The organism is Pseudomonas sp. P105 (assembly GCF_032614175.1).
GTDB lineage: Bacteria > Pseudomonadota > Gammaproteobacteria > Pseudomonadales > Pseudomonadaceae > Aquipseudomonas > Aquipseudomonas rhizophila.
Genome location: NZ_CP126693.1, coordinates 4,507,037 through 4,527,200, shown reverse-complemented (window position 1 = coordinate 4,527,200; position 20,164 = coordinate 4,507,037). Strand labels below are relative to the sequence as shown.

The 20,164-nt window shown below is 61.1% G+C and carries 19 protein-coding genes; 12 read left to right on the top strand and 7 right to left on the bottom strand.

Features of this window, described 5'->3' with window-relative positions:
* The first annotated feature begins 3 nt into the window (after positions 1 to 3).
* Genes QOM08_RS20275 through QOM08_RS20265 form a run of 3 tightly spaced genes read left to right on the top strand, consistent with a single transcriptional unit; the run spans position 4 to position 3,413 of the window.
* Positions 4 to 1,437, top strand: coding sequence for a CpaF family protein (locus QOM08_RS20275; RefSeq protein ID WP_047228165.1), 1,434 nt, complete (start codon positions 4 to 6; stop codon positions 1,435 to 1,437).
* Complete coding sequence (locus QOM08_RS20270) at positions 1,434 to 2,420, top strand: type II secretion system F family protein (RefSeq protein WP_047228166.1); 987 nt, start codon at positions 1,434 to 1,436, stop codon at positions 2,418 to 2,420. The genes QOM08_RS20275 and QOM08_RS20270 overlap by 4 nt, the downstream gene beginning before the upstream one ends.
* A 27-nt stretch (positions 2,421 to 2,447) precedes the next feature.
* Complete coding sequence (locus tag QOM08_RS20265) at positions 2,448 to 3,413, top strand: type II secretion system F family protein (RefSeq protein WP_047228167.1); 966 nt, start codon at positions 2,448 to 2,450, stop codon at positions 3,411 to 3,413.
* Positions 3,414 to 4,004: 591 nt separating this feature from the next.
* On the opposite strand, the gene QOM08_RS20260 is transcribed toward QOM08_RS20265, so the two are convergent.
* The 4 genes from QOM08_RS20260 to QOM08_RS20245 all read right to left on the bottom strand — a co-directional run bounded on the left by QOM08_RS20260 (position 4,005) and on the right by QOM08_RS20245 (position 7,334).
* Positions 4,005 to 4,274: a DUF3613 domain-containing protein gene (locus QOM08_RS20260; RefSeq protein WP_316912051.1), complete on the bottom strand. Its 270-nt coding sequence runs from the start codon at positions 4,272 to 4,274 to the stop codon at positions 4,005 to 4,007.
* A 22-nt stretch (positions 4,275 to 4,296) separates the two neighbouring features.
* Positions 4,297 to 5,007: a tetratricopeptide repeat protein gene (locus QOM08_RS20255; RefSeq protein WP_139049451.1), complete on the bottom strand. Its 711-nt coding sequence runs from the start codon at positions 5,005 to 5,007 to the stop codon at positions 4,297 to 4,299.
* A 56-nt stretch (positions 5,008 to 5,063) separates the two neighbouring features.
* Positions 5,064 to 6,287 (bottom strand): type II and III secretion system protein family protein, encoded by a 1,224-nt coding sequence (locus tag QOM08_RS20250; RefSeq protein ID WP_047228170.1) that lies wholly within the window; start codon positions 6,285 to 6,287, stop codon positions 5,064 to 5,066.
* 408 nt (positions 6,288 to 6,695) lie between these two features.
* The gene (locus tag QOM08_RS20245; protein ID WP_047228171.1) at positions 6,696 to 7,334 is read right to left on the bottom strand and encodes a LysE family translocator; all 639 of its coding nucleotides are present in this window, start codon (positions 7,332 to 7,334) and stop codon (positions 6,696 to 6,698) included.
* Positions 7,335 to 7,497: 163 nt separating this feature from the next.
* Here QOM08_RS20245 and QOM08_RS20240 point away from each other — a divergent pair, with 163 nt between their 5' ends.
* A complete protein-coding gene (locus QOM08_RS20240) occupies positions 7,498 to 8,454 on the top strand; it encodes a LysR family transcriptional regulator (protein ID WP_139049453.1) in 957 nt (318 codons plus the stop codon).
* 30 nt (positions 8,455 to 8,484) lie between these two features.
* On the opposite strand, the gene QOM08_RS20235 is transcribed toward QOM08_RS20240, so the two are convergent.
* Together QOM08_RS20235 and QOM08_RS20230 are read right to left on the bottom strand one after the other, a co-directional pair.
* Positions 8,485 to 8,892 carry a PA2817 family protein gene (locus QOM08_RS20235; RefSeq protein WP_047228173.1) on the bottom strand — a complete coding sequence of 136 codons (408 nt, stop codon included), beginning with the start codon at positions 8,890 to 8,892 and terminating at the stop codon, positions 8,485 to 8,487.
* Positions 8,893 to 8,980: 88 nt separating this feature from the next.
* Positions 8,981 to 11,428, bottom strand: a complete 2,448-nt coding sequence (locus QOM08_RS20230; protein WP_160893085.1) for an acyl-CoA dehydrogenase — start codon at positions 11,426 to 11,428, stop codon at positions 8,981 to 8,983.
* A 381-nt stretch (positions 11,429 to 11,809) separates the two neighbouring features.
* Between QOM08_RS20230 and QOM08_RS20225 the strand changes: the two genes are divergently transcribed.
* The 4 genes from QOM08_RS20225 to QOM08_RS20210 all read left to right on the top strand — a co-directional run bounded on the left by QOM08_RS20225 (position 11,810) and on the right by QOM08_RS20210 (position 14,980).
* A complete protein-coding gene (locus tag QOM08_RS20225) occupies positions 11,810 to 12,469 on the top strand; it encodes a transglutaminase family protein (RefSeq protein ID WP_316912049.1) in 660 nt (219 codons plus the stop codon).
* Between the two features lie 45 nt (positions 12,470 to 12,514).
* The gene (locus QOM08_RS20220; protein ID WP_047228176.1) at positions 12,515 to 13,138 is read left to right on the top strand and encodes a glutathione S-transferase family protein; all 624 of its coding nucleotides are present in this window, start codon (positions 12,515 to 12,517) and stop codon (positions 13,136 to 13,138) included.
* Positions 13,139 to 13,271: 133 nt separating this feature from the next.
* A complete protein-coding gene (locus tag QOM08_RS20215) occupies positions 13,272 to 14,204 on the top strand; it encodes an ABC transporter ATP-binding protein (protein WP_047228177.1) in 933 nt (310 codons plus the stop codon).
* The gene (locus tag QOM08_RS20210; protein ID WP_047228178.1) at positions 14,201 to 14,980 is read left to right on the top strand and encodes an ABC transporter permease; all 780 of its coding nucleotides are present in this window, start codon (positions 14,201 to 14,203) and stop codon (positions 14,978 to 14,980) included. The genes QOM08_RS20215 and QOM08_RS20210 overlap by 4 nt, the downstream gene beginning before the upstream one ends.
* Positions 14,981 to 15,080: 100 nt before the next feature.
* Here the strand turns inward: QOM08_RS20210 and QOM08_RS20205 are convergent, their stop codons facing one another.
* Positions 15,081 to 15,596: a DUF2062 domain-containing protein gene (locus tag QOM08_RS20205; protein WP_047228179.1), complete on the bottom strand. Its 516-nt coding sequence runs from the start codon at positions 15,594 to 15,596 to the stop codon at positions 15,081 to 15,083.
* Positions 15,597 to 15,741: 145 nt separating this feature from the next.
* Here QOM08_RS20205 and QOM08_RS20200 point away from each other — a divergent pair, with 145 nt between their 5' ends.
* From QOM08_RS20200 to lpxK, 4 genes are all read left to right on the top strand, one after another.
* Complete coding sequence (locus QOM08_RS20200) at positions 15,742 to 17,982, top strand: DNA internalization-related competence protein ComEC/Rec2 (RefSeq protein WP_188252039.1); 2,241 nt, start codon at positions 15,742 to 15,744, stop codon at positions 17,980 to 17,982.
* A 102-nt stretch (positions 17,983 to 18,084) separates the two neighbouring features.
* On the top strand, positions 18,085 to 18,720 hold the full coding sequence (locus tag QOM08_RS20195; RefSeq protein ID WP_177513903.1) for a MotA/TolQ/ExbB proton channel family protein: 636 nt from the start codon (positions 18,085 to 18,087) through the stop codon (positions 18,718 to 18,720).
* On the top strand, positions 18,717 to 19,145 hold the full coding sequence (locus QOM08_RS20190) for an ExbD/TolR family protein (protein ID WP_047228182.1): 429 nt from the start codon (positions 18,717 to 18,719) through the stop codon (positions 19,143 to 19,145). The genes QOM08_RS20195 and QOM08_RS20190 overlap by 4 nt, the downstream gene beginning before the upstream one ends.
* Positions 19,145 to 20,155, top strand: a complete 1,011-nt coding sequence (gene lpxK, locus QOM08_RS20185) for a tetraacyldisaccharide 4'-kinase (RefSeq protein WP_076383825.1) — start codon at positions 19,145 to 19,147, stop codon at positions 20,153 to 20,155. Before QOM08_RS20190 ends, lpxK begins: the two co-directional genes overlap by 1 nt.
* The last annotated feature ends 9 nt before the right edge of the window (positions 20,156 to 20,164 follow it).

Here is a 20,164-nt window from a genome sequence, read left to right as displayed (position 1 = left end):
CCCATGATCAGCGACTTCCGCAACCGCTTGCGTAAACAGTCCGGTAAACCCGCCATTGAACTGGCTGGCGACAGCCTGCCGGATCCGACAGAGCAATTGATGGCCTGGGAGCATGCCATCCCCGACGTGCTCTACGAAACCCGTAGTCAGGTCACCCCGGTGGAAGCCCAATGGCGGGAAAAAATCTACCAGCAACTGCTCAAGGTCATGGACCTGTCCTTGCTCGACTCCCTCGAGCAGGCCGAGGCGGCGAGGCAGATACGCGATATCTGCCAGCGTTTGCTCGATGAGCATTCGGCGCCGGTAAGCTCCGCCAGCCGTCAGTTGATCATCAAGCAGATCACCGACGAAGTGCTCGGGCTGGGGCCTTTGGAGCCGTTGCTGGCCGACCATAGCGTGTCCGACATCCTGGTCAACGGTTTTGCCTCGGTCTATGTCGAGCGCTTCGGCAAGCTGCAAAGAACCGACGTGCGCTTTCGCGACGACCAGCATCTGCTGAACATCATTGATCGCATCGTCTCCAGCCTGGGCCGGCGTATCGACGAGTCGTCCCCTTTGGTGGACGCCCGGCTCAAGGACGGCTCGCGGGTCAACGCAATCATCCCGCCACTGGCCATCGACGGTCCGAGCATGTCGATCCGTCGTTTTGCCGTGGACCTGCTCAACACTGACAGCCTGATCCAGGTGGGCACCATGACCCCAGCCATTGCCTTGTTGCTCAAGGCGATTGTCCGTGGGCGCTTGAATGTGCTGATTTCCGGCGGCACCGGCAGTGGCAAGACCACCATGCTCAACGTGCTGTCCAGTTTCATCCCCCACAACGAACGCATCGTTACCATCGAGGACTCGGCCGAACTGCAACTGCAGCAACCTCACGTGGTGCGCCTGGAAACCCGTCCTTCGAACATCGAGGGGCGCGGCGAGGTCAGCCAGCGGGAACTGGTGCGCAACAGCCTGCGGATGCGTCCGGACCGCATTGTCATCGGCGAAGTGCGCGGCGCCGAAGCGCTGGACATGCTCACCGCCATGAACACCGGCCACGATGGCTCGTTGACCACAATCCACGCCAATACCGCGCGCGATGCCTTGGGACGAATCGAGAACATGGTGTCGATGACCGGCGCGACTTTTCCGATCAAAGCCATGCGTCAACAAATTGCCTCTGCCATCGATGTGGTGATCCAGCTGGAGCGTCAAGAAGACGGCAAACGTCGTGTGGTGAGCATGCAAGAGATCAACGGCATGGAAGGGGAGATCATCACCATGACCGAAATTTTCTCTTTCACGCGCCAAGGCATCGGGGAAAACGGCGAGGTGCTGGGGGATTATCGGCCCAGCGGCATGATCCCGGCCTTTCGCGACGTGTTGGCCAGGCGCGGCATCGAGTTGCCGCTGACCCTGTTCCGCCCTGAGTGGATGGAGGCTCGGACGTCATGAACAACATCCCCAGTGAGTTCATCCTGATTTTTCTCGCCATGGTGTTCATCGCCGTCTTCCTCCTGTCCCAGGGCGTGGTGGTGCCGGTGTTCGGCGAGGCCGGCAAAATGCGCAAGCGCATCCGTGGGCGCCTGCATGTGCTGGAGAAGGCCAACCATCTGCCCAACATGCAGACCGTGTTGCGGCAGAAGTACCTGACGCGCTTGTCGCCCCTGGAAGCCCGGCTTGAACAATTGCCGTTCATGGCCAACCTGACCCAGTTGATCGAGCAGGCCGGCCACGAATACCGGGCCTATCGGGTAATGGCGCTCGGCCTGGCCCTGGGCGTAGCGGCCGGTGCCGTGGTGTTGATGTTCTGGCCGGTGTGGTGGATGGCGCTGCTGGCGGCCTTTGCGGTGACCTGGCTGCCGGTGCTGAAGATCATGCGTGATCGTAGCAAGCGCTTCGCCGCCTTCGAGGAAGGCTTGCCGGATGCGCTGGACGCCATGTGCCGGGCCTTGCGCGCCGGGCACCCGTTCAACGAAACCCTGCGCCTGGTTGCCGAGGAGCACAGGGGGCCGGTCGCCCAGGAGTTCGGCATGACCTTCGCCGACATCAACTATGGCAACGATGTGCGCCGGGCCATGCTCGGGCTGTTGGAGCGCATGCCGAGCATGACGGTGATGATGCTGGTGACCTCCATACTTATCCACCGCGAAACCGGCGGCAATCTGACCGAAGTGCTGGAGCGCCTGAGCCGCTTGATCCGCGGGCGCTTCCGCTTCCAGCGCAAGATCCGGACCTTGTCGGCGGAAGGGCGCATGTCGGCCTGGGTGCTGGTGGCGATCCCTTTCGTGCTGGCGATCGCCATTGTGCTCACCAGCCCCAGCTACATGCCGGTGCTGATCAACGACCCTATAGGCCACAAGCTGATCATGTTCGCGTTCGGCGCCATGTTGCTGGGGATTCTCTGGATCCGAAAAATCATCCGGATCCAGGTTTAAGCGCCCTTGCGGCGAGAGGTATCAGTCATGGATTTTCTGCTCGGGTTGTTCAGTCGGTTTACGGGAAACGAGGAGGCGGCACGGCTGTTGTTCATCGCCGTGATCGGTCTCAGTACGGTACTGGCGGTCGTCGCCATGATCTTGCTGATGCTCGGCCTGCAGGACCCGGTGCAACGGCGTCTGGCGCTGATCAAACGGGGATATTCCGGCAGCACGCAAGGGCAGGAGGCGCCAGGTAACCTGCAACTCTTGCTGGAGCGGGTCGGCCAGCGGTTCGCAGCGACTGACCCGGCCCAGGCCAGCGCCACCCTGACCCTGCTCACACACGCCGGCTACCGTTCCGCATCGGCGGTGCAGATGTACTGGGCCGTGCGCCTGATGCTGCCGTTGCTGCTGCTTGGCGTTACGTTACTGCTGCTGCCGCTGATCAAGGTGTCCTTGATTGTCGGTTTGCTGGTGGCGACCTTGATGGCGGGTATCGGATGGTTGCTGCCGGCGCTGTACGTCGGCAAGCGTAAGCAGGCGCGACAAGCGCGGCTGCGGGCGGCATTTCCCGATGCGCTGGACCTGATGGTGGTGTGCGTCGAGTCAGGCCTGGCTCTGCCCACCACCATAGAACGGGTGGCCGAAGAAATGTCGGTCAGCCAGGTTGAGCTGGCCGAAGAGCTGGCCCTGGTGAACGCGCAGATCCGCGCGGGTATCACCAGCACCGACGCTCTCAAGCAACTGGCCCTGCGCACCGGCCTGGATGATATCCAGGGCCTGGTCAGCCTGTTGGCCCAGAGCATCCGCTTCGGCACCAGCGTGGCCGACACCCTGCGTATCTACGCCGATGAGTTTCGTGACCGGCGCACCCAGGCGGCCGAGGAAATGGGGGCCAAAATCGGTACCAAGCTGATCTTTCCGCTGATCTTCTGCCTCTGGCCAAGCTTCTTCCTGGTCGCCATCGGCCCCGCCATGATTGGCGTGTTCAGGGCCTTTGGAAATATGTAGAGGGGCATACGGTCCCGGTTGTACAAGCCTGTGGCGAGGGAGCCTGCTCCCGCTCGAGCAGCGCTGCAGCCCCGGTTTGCGGCTGCTGCGCAGCCCAGCGGGAGCAAGCTCCCTCGCCACGATAGTGACAGTCTGAAAGCCAACACTCAGCCAGGCACACAAGGGTTTTTGATCGTTCCCACGCTCTGCGTGGGAATGCATCCCGTGACGCTCTGCGTCACCTTCCAGAAGCGGAACGCGGAGCGTCCCTGGCGACATTCCCACGCAGAAGCGTGGGAACGATCGAAGTCCATACCCAACCGAACTCCAACGCCCGTGGCGAGAGGGTTGATCCCCGTTGGGCCGCTTAGCGGTCCTGAAACCGGGGATTGGCGTCTCACCCATTGGCCGGACCCGCGCAAGACTCAGTTCGCATGGGCGGTTGTTTCCTGAAGGGCTGCGCACTCCCGCGGGGGATAGGGCCCCGCGCCACAAACAGGCGCGTTCGGCGTGATGCAAGGCAGAGCAAAAGATCGCAGCCTTCGAAAAGGCCTACACCGGATCGGATGTAGGTATTGTCGAAGGCTGCGATCTTTTGTTTTCCACTGTGTTTCAGTTGCTGCTGGTGATTTCCCCACCCGAGTCCTGTTCGAAGAATTCCGGGATCGGGTAATTGAAGCTATTGAGCCAGCGCTGCATGGCCAATTCCCGTTCGGCGGCCGAGGCGGTTTGCAGGTGGGTTGAGGCCACCACCCCGCGAATCTGCAGCTGCATCCAGCTCTCCGTGCCCTGTTGCGCAGCCGAAGAGGGGCCGGGTTCAATGGCCCAGGCTGTGGTGGACAGGCAAGTCATGCACACGATCAACAGTTGTCTGGTTTTCATCTTTTGGACTCCTCGTAAGGCGCTACTTGACCGCATCGGATGAGGCGTCGGCCACATCGCTCAAGCGGTTCGCGGGGGATGTCGCACCGGTAGGGGCTGAGCCTCTGATTTTTTCCGCCCGGGCTTGAGCATCTGCCACTTGTTTGGGGCTCAGGTTGGCCATGTTTGCCAGTTCGGCTGCCTGCTTCCAGTTGTCCTGGTAAATCAGCAGCGTCACCATGTTGAAGGCGGCCAGCGAGTCTGACTGTCTGAGCTCCATGGCGGTCATGAACTCGAAGCGGGCTTCAGGGATCCGTCGCTGATTGAGATAGACAACTCCCAGGTCATTGCGGATTTTTCCTTCGGTGGGGGACATTTTCACAGCGCGCTCAAGGTGTTCGGTGGCGCCAGCATGATCATGTCTGGCGGCAGCCAACTGGCCGAGGCCATGCTCGCCATCAGCGGCCAGGCAAGTGCCGAGCAGGCTCTGGTACAACGGCTCTGCCTCGTTACGTCCCATCAGGCGCAGCACTCGCGCCTTGCGCAGGCGGACCTGGACCAGATCCTCCGGCAGACCTTCGAGGTTCGCCAGGCTGGCATACAAACGTCCGTCATTGGCCATGTCATCGGCCAGGTTCAGCGCCAGTTCCTGATCGGAGCCTGGCTTGATGCAACTGGTCGGACGTGAAGCCACGCCGTTGCTGGCGCAGCCGACCAGCAGCACCGTTGCGGCTATCGCGATCACCGCTTTCATTGAATGTCCCCTCGTATCAGGTTGAACACGTGGACGCTTGCACCTCAGGCCCCGGCTCATTGGGACAGCCCGTTACGGTTGTCGAACTCGCCGTTTTCAAGGAAGTACATGCGGTAGAAGTTCGGGTCGTAATTGCGCAGCTGTTCGCCCGGCAACGTCGGCAGTTGTGCGTCGGCGGCCAACGGTTGGACCAGGTGCGGCGTGACGATCATCAGCAGCTCGCGTTCTTCGCGATTGATGGAGTTATCGCGAAAGAACGCACCGAGAATCGGAACATCGCCCAACCCCGGTAATTTGTTCACCTGAGAGGCATTACGCGTGCTGATCAGGCCGCTGATGACAAAGCTTTCGCCATCGGCCAGGGCAATACTGGTATCGGTACGGCGTACGGTGAGCGCCGGAACCAGCGTGCCGGCGATGTTCACCGCGTTGGTGAAATCCAGTTCACTGACTTCCGGTGCCACCTTGAGCATGATGCGGTTGGTTCCGACGACGGTGGGCGTCAAGGTCAGACGGATACCGAATTCCTTGTACTCGATGGACACGTTGTCGCTGCCGGCACTGGGCACCGGGATCGGCACTTCGCCGCCGGCCAGGAAGCTCGCGCTCTGCCCGCTCAGGGCCACCAGGCTCGGCCGCGCCAGGGTGTAGGCAAAGCCACTGCCTTCCAGCGCATTGATCATCAGCAGGGTTTGTCCGGTGGCAAAGGACAGGTTGAACATGTCGTTGTTGACCGGCAATGAAGGCCGCACCACGCCACCGATGGTGGGCAGGGTTCTCGGCGCGCCGAACAGGAAGTTGCCACGGCTGCCGAAAATAGAGGTTGAAGCTTCCTTGAGCTTGGTCCGACTGACTTCGACGAAACGGATGTCAGTCTGCACCTGGGCAAGCAGCATGGGGTCTTCGGAGGGTACGCTCGCGGCGCTGGTCAGTGCCGAGGTGGCTCTGCCTTTGACGAAGATCATGCTCTGGCGGGGGATTTTTGAGCAGGCCGTCCAGACCATCAGGCTGGTGGCGCCGGGCGCCAGGCCCGTAAGAATGAAGGCATCGCTGCCGCTGGGTTGCACGTCGGCAATTTTCGGGTCGCCCACTGCCAGCTTCGTTACGGGGGCCAGGATACGCAATTCGTTCTGAAGCCCTTGGCCAACCTCGAAGGTCGCCGGCAAATTGTCCAACTGAGCACAATTTGCCGTTGCGGCCTGGGCCGCTTCCAGGCCAAGGCCCATCCAGAACAGACCATGGATCAAGTGCTTTAAAGCGGGCGGGGTACGATAGCTCATGAAGTGATCCTCGACAGAGAGGCCGTCCCTAGGCTTAACAAATGCCTCGGATCACTTAAGGGGCCCGGGCTGCCCCTTGTATTGCACCAGACCATTGAGCGGCGGTGGTGACCGCCTCGTCGCTACAAGCGAGCGAGCGCATCCCACCGGCCTGACTGAATGGCAGGCAACTCTCGAAAAAACTGTTTGAGCCCCGCGATACCGGGGTGACGAGCAGGGTGACCGGTGTTGATCGGGTCGCCCTAGGGGGTGATTTATTCACCGCCGTGCCCGCTTCTTTTTGAAGGTAGTTCATGCATGGCAAAGCGCCACGCCATAAACAAAAAAAACGACTAAAAAGTGACGGGAGGGGAATTCTCGGCAAAGTCGCCGTCAATAATTTGTCTCTTGTGCGATTTCGGGACGTATTTACAGCGAAAGGATCAACCGCCCGGCAAACAGAATCAGGATGACGCCCATGGTCCGTTCGAACCAATGACCCATGCGCATGAACACTTCCCGTACCCGGGCGCTGGAAAAAAACAACGCGACGACGACAAACCACAGGGCATTCACCAGGCACATCCAGACCCCGTACAACGCCTGGATCTGCAGCGGCGTGGTGGTGCTGATCAGGGTGGTGAAGATGGCCAGGAAAAACAGCGTGGCTTTCGGGTTGGTGGCGTTGGTCAGAAACCCGGTGACAAATGCTTTGAATGGCGTTTGCCGAGCAGCGTTTTGAGCGATGGGGTGTTCACCTTCAAGCGTGGATTTGGGTCTGCTGCGCAGCAGGCTGACGCCCAGGTAAAGAATGTAGGCACCACCCACCACCTTGGCGACCATCAGCAACCAGGGGAAGGTGTGCATCAGCGCACCCACCCCGAGCAAGGTGTAGATCACATGCACCGAGATACCGGCGCCTATGCCCAACGCTGTGCAGATCCCGATCCAGCGGCCAAAACGGACGCTTTGGCGGATCGTCACGGCGAAATCAGGGCCGGGTGCGACCACCGCAAGAAAATGAACGGTGGCCAGGGCCAGGAATTCGCCAAGGTAGCTCGATAGCATTTCAACTCCGAACGGTCAGGGGCGAGGCATCGCGGCGCTAACCGATTAAAAAGAGAAAAGGCTCAGGTGCGGATATTCCATACCCGCATCGGAATGTGTGCGGGATTATAAGTTGTGTGTAAATTGATGATAATCCGTTCAAATTTCACAGGGCTTTTGCTCCATGAGCACAAATCAATCACTGGCCTTGCTCGCCGAAATGGCCATTTTCGTCAAGGTCGTGGAGACCGGCAGTTTCTCCGAAGCGGCCAGGCAATCAGGCGTGTCACCGTCGGCTGTCAGCCGAAGCATCTCGCGTCTGGAAAAAGCCTTGGCGACCCGATTGCTGCAACGCACCACCCGCAAGCTGCGCTTGAGCGATGGCGGGGAAGAAGTGTTCAAGCGTTGTCGGGAAATGGTCGCCGCCGCCCGATCGGTGATGGAAATCAGTGGCCAGTTCGCCCATGAAGCCGAGGGGCGGATCCGGGTCAGCGTGCCCAAGGCGGTGGGGCGCTTTGTCATTCATCCCCACATAGCCGAGTTCTTGCGTCGTTACCCCAAGGTCGATGTGGAGTTACTGCTGGAGGATCGACAGGTCGATCTGATCGACGATCACGTTGACCTGGCGCTGCGGATCACCGACCAGCCGCCGGTCGGGCTGGTGGGACGTCAGTTGTTGACCATTGACCACCTGCTCTGCGCCACGCCGCGCTACCTGGCCGAACACGGCATCCCCGAGCATCCCCACGACCTGCTGGAGCACAGTTGCATCTACCTGGGAGAAACCCCACACGACGCTCGCTGGAAATTCAAGAAAGGCACCAAGTCCGTCCATGTGGGCGTGCGCGGACGTTATGCCGCCAATCATACGGGCGTGCGGTTGGAAGCTGTCTTGCAGCACATTGGCATCGGCAGCTTGCCGTACTTCACCGCCCGTCATGCGCTGGAGCAAGGCTTGATCGTGCAGGTGCTGGCGGATTGGACGTTCCTGGCCTCTTACCAGGGTGGTTTGTGGCTGCTGCATTCGCCCACCCGTTACCTGCCGCCGAAGTTGCGGGTGTTCATTGATTATCTGGTGGAGTGCCTGGAGAAGGAGCCCACTTTGAACAAGGCGGGCCACAAAAAAGGCCCGCCGGATTAACCGTGCGGGCCTTTGCATGACTGATCGCAATCAGTGCTTGCTGTCCTGATCCGACATCGCCAGCAATTGCTTTTCCTGGTTCCAGTCGAAGGGTTCGTCGTTTTGCTCGGCTTCGAAACGACGTTCTTCCAGAGCCTGGTACAAGGCGATTTCTTCGTCGGGCATGTAATGCAGGCAGTCACCAGCGAAGTACCACAACAGGTCACGAGGCACCAGGTGGGCGATCTGTGGATAACGGACGATGACCTGGCACATCAGGTCCTGGCCCAGGTACTGGCTTTCGATCGGATCAACGGGCAACTGCGCGCGCAATTCGTCGAAGCGCTCCAGAAACAGGGCATGGCTTTCTTCGGGAACCTGGTCTGCCTCACCCACGGCGACCAGGATGCTGCGCAAGTGGTCAAGCAAGACAAGGTGATCGGCAACGACGTTGGACACGAGATAAGTCCTCAAGAGCAAAACGGGCGCAGGAGTATAAAGCGCTTGCGCCCGTTTTTACATGGCACAGAGCACAGGGTCGACAGGATCAGCGGACCTTGTCCTCGGCGAGCGTGAGTTCCTCCTTGTCGAAATCATCCACGTCGATCACTTTACGTCGGGCCGCTTCGGCCTCGCGCAGGGTCTGGGCTTCGCCGGCCTGTAGCACGCCGGCTTCAAGGGCTGCGTCGATGACCTGTTCGCCTGGAGCGGGGTTGAGCTGACCCTGTTTGAGCGCGCCGTGCAGTTTCTTGTGCAGCGGGTGGGCGGCGGCGAGCAGGTCGCAAGCATGCTGCAGCGCACCCACCGGATCGTCGACCGATTGCGGGCGATAGCAACCCTGCAGCAGCTCCTCGAGGGTCGGGTCGCCCTTGACCCGGCCGATCACTGCAGCCACTTCAGCGTCCAGCCTGTCGCTCGGACCTTTGTGGCGACGACCGAAGGGGAATACCAGCACGCGTAACAGGCCACCCAGCACCCGGTTCGGGAAGTTGTCCAGCAGTTCGTCCAGGGCCCGCTCCGCCTGGCCCAGGCTTTCTTCCATGGCCCAGGTGAACAGCGGTTCCATATGGTCCGGCGAGTCCAGGTCGTGGTAGCGCTTGAGCGCGGCGGAGGCGAGGTAGAGGTTGCTCAATACATCCCCAAGGCGCGCCGACAAGCGTTCGCGACGTTTGAGTTCACCGCCCAGCAGCATCATGCTCAGGTCCGCCAGCAGGGCGAATGCCGCCGCCTGCCGGTTGAGGGCGCGGAAATAACCCTGGCTCAAGGCGTTGCCGGGGGCTCTTTCGAAACGCCCCAGGCCCAGGTTCAGCACCAGGGTGCTGGCGGCGTTGCTGATGGCAAAACCGATGTGTTTGAGTAGCAACCCGTCGAATTCGATCAGCGCCTGGTCTTTGTCTTCACGCGTGGCCAAGGCCATTTCCTTGAGCACGAACGGATGGCAGCGAATCGCACCTTGGCCGAAGATCATCAGGTTACGTGACAGGATATTCGCGCCTTCGACCGTGATGAAGATCGGTGCACCTTGCCAACTGCGTCCCAGGTAGTTGTTGGGCCCCATGATGATGCCCTTGCCGCCGTGTACGTCCATGGCGTGGCTGATGCATTCGCGACCGCGCTCGGTCAGGTGGTATTTGAGGATGGCCGACAGCACCGAAGGTTTTTCTCCCAGGTCCACCGCGTTGGCGGTCAGCATACGGGCGGCGTCCATCATCCAGGCGTTGCCACCGATACGGGCCATGGCCTCCTGAATACCTTCAAAGGCCGACAATGGCACGTTGAACTGCTCGCGTACCTGGGTGTACTGGCCGGTCACCAGGCTGGTGAACTTCGCCGCCCCGGTGCCCACAGCCGGCAGGGAAATCGAACGACCGACCGACAGGCAGTTCATCAGCATCATCCAGCCCTTGCCGAGCATGGGCTGGCCGCCGATGAGAAAGTCCAGCGGGATGAACACGTCCTTGCCCCAGTTCGGTCCGTTCATGAAAGCGGCGCCAAGGGGCAGGTGACGACGGCCGATATTGACGCCAGGGGTGTCGGTGGGAATCAGGGCGAGGCTGATGCCCAGGTCTTCTTCATCCCCCAGCAGGTGATCGGGGTCATAGGCCTTGAAGGCCAGGCCGAGGAGGGTGGCCACCGGTCCCAAGGTGATGTAGCGCTTTTCCCAGTTCAGGCGCAGGCCCAGGGTTTCCTGACCTTCCCATTCGCCCTTGCAGATGATGCCGGTGTCGGGCATCGCCCCGGCGTCGGAGCCCGCCAGTGGCCCGGTCAGGGCGAAGCAGGGAATATCGTCGCCACGGGCCAGCCGTGGCAGGTAGTGGTTGCGTTGTTCGTCGGTGCCGTAGTGCAGCAACAGTTCGGCCGGGCCGAGGGAGTTGGGGACCATCACGGTGGAAGCCAGATCGCCGCTACGGGTGGCCAGTTTCATCGCCACCTGGGAGTGGGCATAGGCGGAGAAGCCCTTGCCTCCATATTCCTTGGGAATGATTAGCGCAAAGAACCCGTGCTCCTTGATATGTGCCCAGGCGGCGGGTGGCAGGTCCATGGCCTGACCGATCTGCCAGTCGCTGACCATGGCGCAGAGTTCTTCGGTGGGGCCGTCGAGGAAAGCCTGTTCCTCCTCGGTCAGTTGCACCTTGGGATAGGCCAGCAGCGTGTCCCAGTCCGGCCGGCCACTGAACAGTTCACCGTCCCACCACACCGTACCGGCGTCGATGGCGTCGCGCTCGGTTTCTGACATGGGAGGCAGGGTCTTCTGGAACCAGTTGAACATCGGCGCGCTGAAATACTTGCGGCGCAGGTCCGGCAGCAGCAGTGGAGCCGCGACGGCGGCGAGCGCGATCCAGAAGATCAGCATCAGCCAACCGGGAGCGGGGCTGAACAGGCTCATGGCCAGCAGGTAGGCTGCGATGATGCCCAGCGCGGGCAGCGGGGCGGTACGCCGATGCGCCAGCCAGGCTTTCCCGACAACCAGAACCAGTATCCACAACAACAGCATATGTAATCCTCCGTGAACCAGGGCAAAACCGACCCTCAGAGCTTAGACGGCATCTGCAAAACCGGCGGTCGGCGCGATGTGATTGATTTCGTGGGAAACCCTGGATGCATTGCGCCAGTCTGGTTGGCAACATCCGTGGGAAATCGTTCGTTAACAAAGTGAGAAAGCGCCATTGTTTGGCGTAAACGCCGTTATTGCCGAGGGTGGGCTTTGGATAGACTCGAAGCAAGCCCTATAGGCGCTGCCGAAGGAGCAGGCCGCGTTCGGACGATCTTTTGATCTGTCTGTTTTCTCTCAGGGCTCAATGGTCCGGGAAAGATCGCCGCCTCGTTGCACTCGGCAGCTCCTACGGACGCAGGCGTTTTCCGTGAGGTCTTGACCATGCAGCAATACCTGAACCCCAGCCGCTTCATCGACAGCGATCACCCTGCGGTCATTGAGTTCGCCGAAACTCATCGCGGCACTGATCACGATCCGCAGGCACAAGCAATCAGCCTGTATTACGCGGTGCGCGAGGCCGTGCGCTACAACCCCTATACCTTCAGCCGCGATCCGCAGACCCTGCGTGGCAGTTACGCACTAGCCTGCGGTGAAAGCTATTGTGTGCCCAAGGCGACCTTACTGGCCGCTTGCGCCCGCCATTGTGGTATCCCGGCGCGCATCGGCCTGGCGGATGTGCGTAATCACTTGTCCACTGCACGCCTGCTGGAGTTGCTCAAGAGTGACGTGTTCGCCATGCACGGTTATACCGAGTTCTATCTGAACGAGCGCTGGGTCAAGGCCACGCCGGCCTTCAATCAAGGCTTGTGTGAGTTGTTCGATGTGGCACCCCTGGAATTCGATGGCCGCCAGGACAGCGTTTTCCACCCGTTCAATCGCCAGGGCGCCAAGTTGATGGAGTACGTCACCGACCACGGCCAATTCGCCGATGTGCCCGAAGCGTTCTTCTTCGGGCACCTGGAAAAATGCTACCCGCACCTGTTCGGCGAGCAACTGCCGCCCCTGCTTGGCGACATGCAGGGCGATTTGAGTCGCGGCTGATCCGGCGTATGCTGCTGCGGCATTTATCCATCGGAGCAAGCCGTGATGCTGAAGATCTGGGGTCGGAAAAACTCATCGAATGTGCGCAAGGCGCTGTGGTGCGCCGAGGAACTGGGGCTGGCCTACGAGGCCATCGACGCAGGGGGGGCGTTCGGCGTGGTGGACACGCCCGAGTATCGCGCCAAGAACCCCAACGGCCGTGTCCCGATGATCGAAGATGACGGTTTCGTGCTCTGGGAGTCCAACACCATCGTGCGTTATCTGGCGTCTCGCCATGCTCCGGGTTCGGCCTGGTATCCGGCAGACCCCCAGGCTCGCGCCAGGGCTGAAAAATGGATGGACTGGACCACCTCCTCGTTTGCCGATCCGTTTCGCACCGTGTTCTGGGGCGTCTTGCGCACTCCCGCCGAGCAGCAGGACTGGGCGGCCATCCATGCGGCGATCAAGGTCTGCGATGGTTTGTTGGCGATGGCGGACCAGACGTTGAGCGAGCAACCCTACCTCTCCGGGGATGAAATCGGCATGGGCGATATTCCCTTGGGCAGTTTCATTTATGCCTGGTTCGAGATGCCCATCGAGCGGGCTGCGCTGCCTCATCTACAGGCCTGGTACGCCCGGCTGCAGCAGCGTCCGGCGTATCGCAAGGCGGTCATGACCGCGTTGACTTAATACTTACTATCGACACGCTTGACTGTACTTGTGCGGCGACGCCACGCACCATTGCCTTCGTGCGCCGTGGTTGTATTGCTCGCCGTGCGCCCTTATCTAATTGTTTCTTCCCCTTCTTGGTGCGTAATCCGATATGAGTTCCGCTCTGTCCATCCGGCAGCTAACCAAAACCTACGGCAACGGTTTCCAGGCCTTGAGTGGTATCGATCTGGACGTCGCCGAAGGTGATTTTTTCGCCTTGCTCGGCCCCAATGGAGCCGGCAAATCCACCACCATCGGCATTCTTTCAACCCTGGTGAACAAAACCAGCGGTACGGTGAATATCTTCGGTCATGATCTGGACCGTGAGCCCGCCGCTCTCAAGCGCTGCATCGGCGTGGTGCCCCAGGAGTTCAATTTCAACCAGTTCGAAAAGACCTTCGATATCGTCGTGACCCAGGCGGGTTACTACGGTATCCCGCCGAAGATCGCCAATGAGCGCGCCGAGAAATATCTGACTCAACTGGGTTTGTGGGACAAGCGTGATGTGCCGTCCCGTTCATTGTCCGGCGGCATGAAGCGGCGCCTGATGATTGCCCGTGCCCTGGTCCATGAGCCGCGCCTGCTGATTCTCGACGAGCCGACCGCGGGCGTCGACATCGAGTTGCGTCGGTCGATGTGGACCTTTCTGACCGAGCTGAACCAGAAAGGCATCACCATCATCCTCACCACCCATTACCTGGAAGAGGCCGAGCAGCTGTGCCGCAACATCGGCATCATCGACCACGGCACCATCGTCGAGAACACCAGCATGCGACAGTTGCTCAGCCAACTGCATGTGGAGACGTTCCTGCTGGACCTGAAGAACGATCTGAAGGCCGCGCCGCAACTGATCGGCTATCCGGCCCGGCTGGTGGACCACCACACGCTGGAAGTCCAGGTGGATAAAACCGTCGGTATTACCGGCTTGTTCTCCCAACTGGCGCTGCAAAACATTGAAGTGCAGAGCCTGCGCAACAAAACCAATCGCCTCGAGGAGTTGTTCGTGTCTCTGGTGGAGAAAAATCTGGCGAAGGTGGCTGTATGAGTTCCGAACTGCGACCCAACCTCATCGCCCTCAATACCATCGTTTATCGCGAAGTCCGACGCTTCATGCGGATCTGGCCGCAGACCCTGCTGCCGCCGGCCATCACCATGGTTTTGTACTTCGTGATTTTCGGCAACCTGATCGGTCGGCAGATCGGCGACATGGGGGGCTTCACGTACATGGACTACATCGTACCGGGGCTGATCATGATGTCGGTGATCACCAACTCCTACGGTAACGTGGTCTCGAGTTTCTTCGGCAGCAAATTCCAGCGCTCGATCGAGGAACTGATGGTCTCGCCGGTTTCGCCCCATACGATCCTGATCGGCTACACCCTGGGCGGTGTATTGCGCGGGTTGGCGGTGGGCTTGATCGTGACCCTGCTGTCACTGTTCTTCACCGATCTGCAAGTGCACCATTTGGGCGTGACGATATTGGTGGTGGTGTTCACCGCCACGATCTTTTCGCTGCTGGGGTTCATCAATGCCGTGTTTGCGCGCAACTTCGATGACATTTCCATCATCCCGACGTTCGTGCTCACGCCACTGACTTACCTGGGCGGAGTGTTCTACTCGATCTCCCTGCTGCCACCGTTCTGGCAGACCGTGTCCCTGGCCAACCCGGTGCTGCACATGGTCAACGCGTTCCGCTACGGCATCCTTGGGGTGTCGGACATCCGGATCAGCGTCGCGATCACCTTCATGCTGGTGGCAACCGTGGTGCTCTATGTGGGATGTGCACGGCTGTTGGTCAGTGGGCGAGGGATGCGTACTTAGAACTCGGCAGGCGTGCTGACTGGTATACCGCTATCGCGAGCAGGCTCGCTCTTACATCGAAATGCAAAAGGCCTCCATTCACTGGAGGCCTTTTTGCATTTCACATCCGGCTTTTCTTGCGCCGTTTCCATTGCCGCGCCACCCACCAGCGCCAATAGATCATGGTCATGAAATAGGCGAGGGCGCCGAGCACCAGACCCGTCACCACCGACCCCAGCAGAAACGGCTGCCACAAGGTAGACAACTGGGTGGTGATCCATTCCCAGGTCAGTTCATCCGGTAACGTGCGGGCAGGCACATCCATCAACCAGGCTCCGGTCTGGTAGGTGCAGAAAAACACGGCGGGCATGGTGATGGGGTTGGTCAGCCAGACCAGGCTCACCGCAATCGGTATGTTGCCGCGTACGGTGATGGCCAGTGCCGCGGCCAGCAGCATCTGCAAAGGAATCGGCAAAAAGGCAGCGAACAGACCAACGGCCATGGCGCGTGCCACGGAGTGTCGATTGAGGTGCCAAAGGTTGGGGTCGTGCAGCAAGGAACCGAGAAAACGTAAGGACTTATGTTCCCGAATACTCGCTGGGTCAGGCATGTAACGTTTGAAAAGGCGCCGGGGCATAAGGCTTCTCGGTCGGTTCAAAGCGGTGAGGCCGCAAGTATGTCCGCATTCTACGGCTGACTGATTCAGACTTTGTGACAATTGTTAACGCGCACCGTGCCGTAGACCGACTATGCCTGAAGAGAAGACTCTCAAGGACAGGCTTATGCGCACAGGGATGGTCGCGCTTGCACTCGGGCTGCTGACCCCGGTTTTTTGCCCGGCGCTGCCGCCGCTGTGGCTGATTGCGGTCATGCCTGTGCTGGCGCTGATGGTTTTGCCGTTTCGGACTCATCCGCTGGGTTTTTTCCTGATCGGGCTGGCTTGGGCGTGTCTGTCGGCGCAACTGGCCCTGGACGATCGGTTGCCCGCCGCGCTGGATGGAGAAACCCGCTGGGTCGAAGGGCGCGTCGTCGGTTTACCGCAATATAACGAAGGTGTGGTGCGCTTTGAACTGGCCGATGCCCATTCCCGCCGCACACGGCTGCCGTCGTCGATGCGCCTGGCCTGGTTCGGTGGACCGCCTGTGAGCAGCGGCGAACGTTGGCGATTGGCGGTAAAGCTCAAACGCCCCACCGGGCTACTGAACCCCAATGGCTTCGATTACCAGGCCTGGCTGTTGAGCCGCGGCATCGGCGCGACTGGCACGGTCAAGGACGGTCATCTCCAGCAACCTGCCCAAGGTGCCTGGCGCGACGGCGTGCGTCAGGCGCTGGCGCAAGTCGACGCCCAGGGCCGCTCCGGGGCGCTGGCGGCATTGGTCCTGGGGGACGGAGCTGGGTTGAGTCGTGATGACTGGCAGGTACTGCAGGACACCGGTACGGTCCATCTGCTGGTGATCTCCGGGCAGCACATCGGCCTGCTTGCCGCACTGGTGTACCTGCTGGTGGCAGGTGCGGCGCGCTATGGCATGTGGCCGGTGCGTCTGCCGTGGCTACCTTGGGCCTGCGCTCTGGCCTTTATCGCAGCCTTGGGTTACGGCTTGCTCGCCGGCTTCGAGGTGCCGGTGCGGCGCGCTTGCGCGATGATCGGCCTGGTGCTGCTGTGGCGTTTGCGTTACCGGCATCCGGACCCCTGGTGGGCGTGGCTGCTGGCTTTCAATGGGGTGCTGGTGTTCGATCCATTGGCCAGCCTGCGGCCAGGGTTCTGGCTGTCGTTCGCCGCGGTGGCGATCCTGATGTTTACTTTCGGCGCACGCTTGGGGCCCTGGCGCTGGTGGCAAACCTGGACCCGTGCCCAATGGCTGGTGGCAGTCGGACTGTGCCCGATCCTGTTGATATTGGGTTTGCCGATCAGCCTCAGCGGGCCTCTGGTGAACCTGGTGGCGGTGCCTTGGGTCAGCCTGCTGGTGTTGCCGCCGGCGCTGCTCGGTACGGCGTTGTTGCCGGTGCCGTTCGTGGGCGAAGGGCTGCTTTGGATCGCCGGCGGGTTGCTCGATCTGCTCTTCAAGGGGTTGGCGCTGGTGGCGGGACGAATACCGGCATGGGTGCCTGCGGCTATCCCCGTATGGGCATGGTGCATGGCCGCTCTGGGGGCTTTGTTACTGTTGCTGCCCAAAGGCCTACCACTGCGGGTACTGGGATGGCCCATGTTGCTGCTGGTGGTTTTCCCTCCGAGGGAGGATGTGCCCCCGGGGCAAGCCGAAATCTGGCAACTGGACGTGGGTCAAGGGTTGGCGGTGCTGGTACGCACCCGTCATCATGCCTTGCTTTACGACGCGGGGCCGCGCTTTGGCGAGGCCGACGCGGGTGAGCGCGTGGTGCTGCCGACCCTGCGCAAGCTGGGCGTCGCCGGGTTGGACCTGATGCTGCTCAGCCATGCCGACGCCGATCATGCCGGCGGCGCCCAAGCGGTGCGCAATGGCTTGCCAACGGTCCGGGTGGTCAGTGGCGACCCCGCCGCGTTGCCTGCCGCTTTGCAGGCAGAGGCGTGCGACAGTGGCGCGCGCTGGGAGTGGGACGGGGTCAGGTTCGAGCTGTGGCAATGGTCATCTGCCCTTGAAAGCAATCAGAGATCCTGCGTTCTGCTGGTCGAGGCCGGCGGTGAGCGGTTGCTGCTCACCGGCGACATCGATAGCCATGCCGAGCGCGCGTTGCTCGACGGGCCCCTGGCAGTGCCGGTCCAGTGGCTGGCGGCGCCCCATCACGGTAGCCGCAGTTCATCCTCGATGTTGCTGTTGTCGAGGCTCAAACCCCATTCGGTGTTGATCTCCCGCGGCCAGGGCAATGCGTTCGGCCATCCTCATCCGCGGGTGCTGGCTCGCTATCGCCGCTTGGGCATGGCGATCTACGACAGTGCCGAACAGGGTGCCATTCGTCTGCAACTGGGGGCTTTCGAAGCACCGCGCCTTCAGGCCGGCCAACGGCGCTACTGGCGCGACCCGCCGTCTGCGGGACCATGGCCGTAACCTTGACCCGGGTCATCCTCGACGACGGTGTTATCGGCGGGGCGGGCCTGCAAGGCGAGTCTGTATGATAAAGTGGCGCACTTTTTCGAGGGGGCTGTCACTGTGTGGGAATTGGTCAAATCCGGCGGCTGGATGATGTTGCCGATCATTCTGAGTTCCATCGTGGCGCTGGGAATCGTTGCCGAACGCCTGTGGACCCTGCGGGCCAGCCGCGTGACCCCGGAGCATTTGCTCGGGCAGGTCTGGGTCTGGATCAAGGACAAGAAACTGAACAAGGACCGGCTCAAGGAGCTGCGGGCCAGTTCACCGCTGGGTGAAATCCTCGCCGCGGGGCTGGCAAATTCCAAGCATGGTCGCGAGATCATGAAGGAATGCATCGAAGAAGCCGCCGCCCGGGTCATCCATGAGCTGGAACGCTACATCAATGCCCTGGGCACAATTGCCGCCATGGCTCCGTTGCTGGGCCTGCTGGGCACGGTGCTGGGCATGATCGACATTTTCAGTTCGTTCACCGGCGCCGGCATGACCGCCAACGCCTCGGTGCTGGCAGGGGGGATTTCCAAGGCCTTGATCACCACGGCCGCCGGGTTGATGGTGGGGATTCCTTCGGTGTTTTTCCATCGCTTCCTGCAACGGCGCATCGATGAATTGGTGGTGGGCATGGAGCAGGAGGCCATCAAGCTGGTCGAGGTGGTGCAAGGCGACCGTGACGTGGACCTGGCCGAGGGCAAGAAGTGAAATTCCGCCGCAAACCACGGGAAACCGTCGAGATCAACCTTGCGTCGCTGATTGACGTGGTGTTCATCCTGCTGCTGTTTTTCGTCGTGACCACCACCTTCACCCGGGAAACCCAGCTCAAGGTGGAACTGCCGGAAGCGGTCAGCGGCTCGCCTGCCGAAGACCAGCAACTCAAGAACCTGGAAGTCACGATCAGTGCCGAAGGGACGTTTTCGGTGAACAATCAGTTGCTGCCCAAGAGCGACCTGGCGAGTCTGATCGATGCGCTGCAGAAGGAGTCCGGCGGCGACACCAGCTTGCCGCTGTCCATCAGCGCCGACGGCAAGACCCCACATCAATCCGTCATCACCGCCATGGACGCGGCCGGCAAGCTCGGCTTCAGCCATCTGCGCATGACCACCGTCGAGGCGGCGCCGGCACCCTGATGGCCATGTCTGATCGATTGCTCGCCGCCTGGTACGAAGGTCACCCGGCCCTGACGCTGTTGCGGCCACTGGAGTGGTTGTACCGTCGGGTGGTGATGGGCAAACGCGAGCGTTTTCTGGCGGGCGAAGGTGAGATTTACCAACCGCCCGTGCCGCTGGTGGTCGTGGGGAACATCACGGTTGGCGGCACCGGCAAGACCCCATTGATCCTGTGGATGATTGAGCATTGCCAGCGCCGTGGCCTGCGGGTCGGCGTGGTGAGCCGGGGTTATGGCGCCAAACCACCCCATTTGCCCTGGCGAGTCGAAGCCGGGCAGGGCGCCGACATCGCCGGTGATGAGCCACTGCTGATTGTCCAGCGCAGCGGCGTGCCATTGATGATCGATCCGGATCGCAGCCGGGCGGTCCAGGCGCTGCTGGAGACTCAACCGCTGGACCTGATCCTGTCCGACGACGGCATGCAACATTACCGCCTGGCTCGGGATCTTGAATTGGTGCTGATCGACAACGCCCGCGGCCTGGGCAATCGACGTTGTCTGCCTGCCGGTCCGCTGCGTGAACCCGTGGAGCGTCTGCAATCGGTCGATGCCGTGCTATTCAACGGCGCCAGCGCCGACCGCGAAGACGGCTTTGCCTTCGAGCTGCGACCCACGGCCCTGGTGAACCTGGCCAGCGGCGAACGGCGTCCACTGGACCATTTCCCGCCCGGCCAGGCCCTGCATGCCGTGGCCGGGATCGGCAATCCCCGGCGTTTCTTCAACACCCTCGAAACGCTACACTGGCGACCTATACCGCACGGGTTTGCCGACCACGCCCAATACAGCGCCCAGGCATTGAATTTCACGCCATCGTTGCCGGTGGTCATGACGGAAAAGGACGCGGTCAAATGCCGTGCCTTCGCCGAGCCCCACTGGTGGTACCTGGCGGTGGATGCCGCGCCGTCGCCAGCCTTTGCGGACTGGTTCGATACCCAGTTGATGCGCCTGTTGCCGGATCGGCTTTTGCCTTAAACCATTCAT

Bases quoted from the DNA above. Each gene is read 5' to 3' on its own strand.
- QOM08_RS20210 (WP_047228178.1), top strand. From the start codon at position 14,201: ATGAGTTCCGAACTGCGACCCAACCTCATCGCCCTCAATACCATCGTT.
- QOM08_RS20265 (WP_047228167.1), top strand. From the start codon at position 2,448: ATGGATTTTCTGCTCGGGTTGTTCAGTCGGTTTACGGGAAACGAGGAG.
- QOM08_RS20200 (WP_188252039.1), top strand. From the start codon at position 15,742: ATGCGCACAGGGATGGTCGCGCTTGCACTCGGGCTGCTGACCCCGGTT.
- QOM08_RS20260 (WP_316912051.1), bottom strand. From the start codon at position 4,274: ATGAAAACCAGACAACTGTTGATCGTGTGCATGACTTGCCTGTCCACC.
- lpxK (WP_076383825.1), top strand. From the start codon at position 19,145: ATGGCCATGTCTGATCGATTGCTCGCCGCCTGGTACGAAGGTCACCCG.
- QOM08_RS20250 (WP_047228170.1), bottom strand. From the start codon at position 6,287: ATGAGCTATCGTACCCCGCCCGCTTTAAAGCACTTGATCCATGGTCTG.
- QOM08_RS20230 (WP_160893085.1), bottom strand. From the start codon at position 11,428: ATGCTGTTGTTGTGGATACTGGTTCTGGTTGTCGGGAAAGCCTGGCTG.
- QOM08_RS20275 (WP_047228165.1), top strand. From the start codon at position 4: ATGATCAGCGACTTCCGCAACCGCTTGCGTAAACAGTCCGGTAAACCC.
- QOM08_RS20240 (WP_139049453.1), top strand. From the start codon at position 7,498: ATGAGCACAAATCAATCACTGGCCTTGCTCGCCGAAATGGCCATTTTC.
- QOM08_RS20215 (WP_047228177.1), top strand. From the start codon at position 13,272: ATGAGTTCCGCTCTGTCCATCCGGCAGCTAACCAAAACCTACGGCAAC.
- QOM08_RS20255 (WP_139049451.1), bottom strand. From the start codon at position 5,007: ATGAAAGCGGTGATCGCGATAGCCGCAACGGTGCTGCTGGTCGGCTGC.
- QOM08_RS20245 (WP_047228171.1), bottom strand. From the start codon at position 7,334: ATGCTATCGAGCTACCTTGGCGAATTCCTGGCCCTGGCCACCGTTCAT.
- QOM08_RS20220 (WP_047228176.1), top strand. From the start codon at position 12,515: ATGCTGAAGATCTGGGGTCGGAAAAACTCATCGAATGTGCGCAAGGCG.
- QOM08_RS20270 (WP_047228166.1), top strand. From the start codon at position 1,434: ATGAACAACATCCCCAGTGAGTTCATCCTGATTTTTCTCGCCATGGTG.
- QOM08_RS20205 (WP_047228179.1), bottom strand. From the start codon at position 15,596: ATGCCCCGGCGCCTTTTCAAACGTTACATGCCTGACCCAGCGAGTATT.
- QOM08_RS20225 (WP_316912049.1), top strand. From the start codon at position 11,810: ATGCAGCAATACCTGAACCCCAGCCGCTTCATCGACAGCGATCACCCT.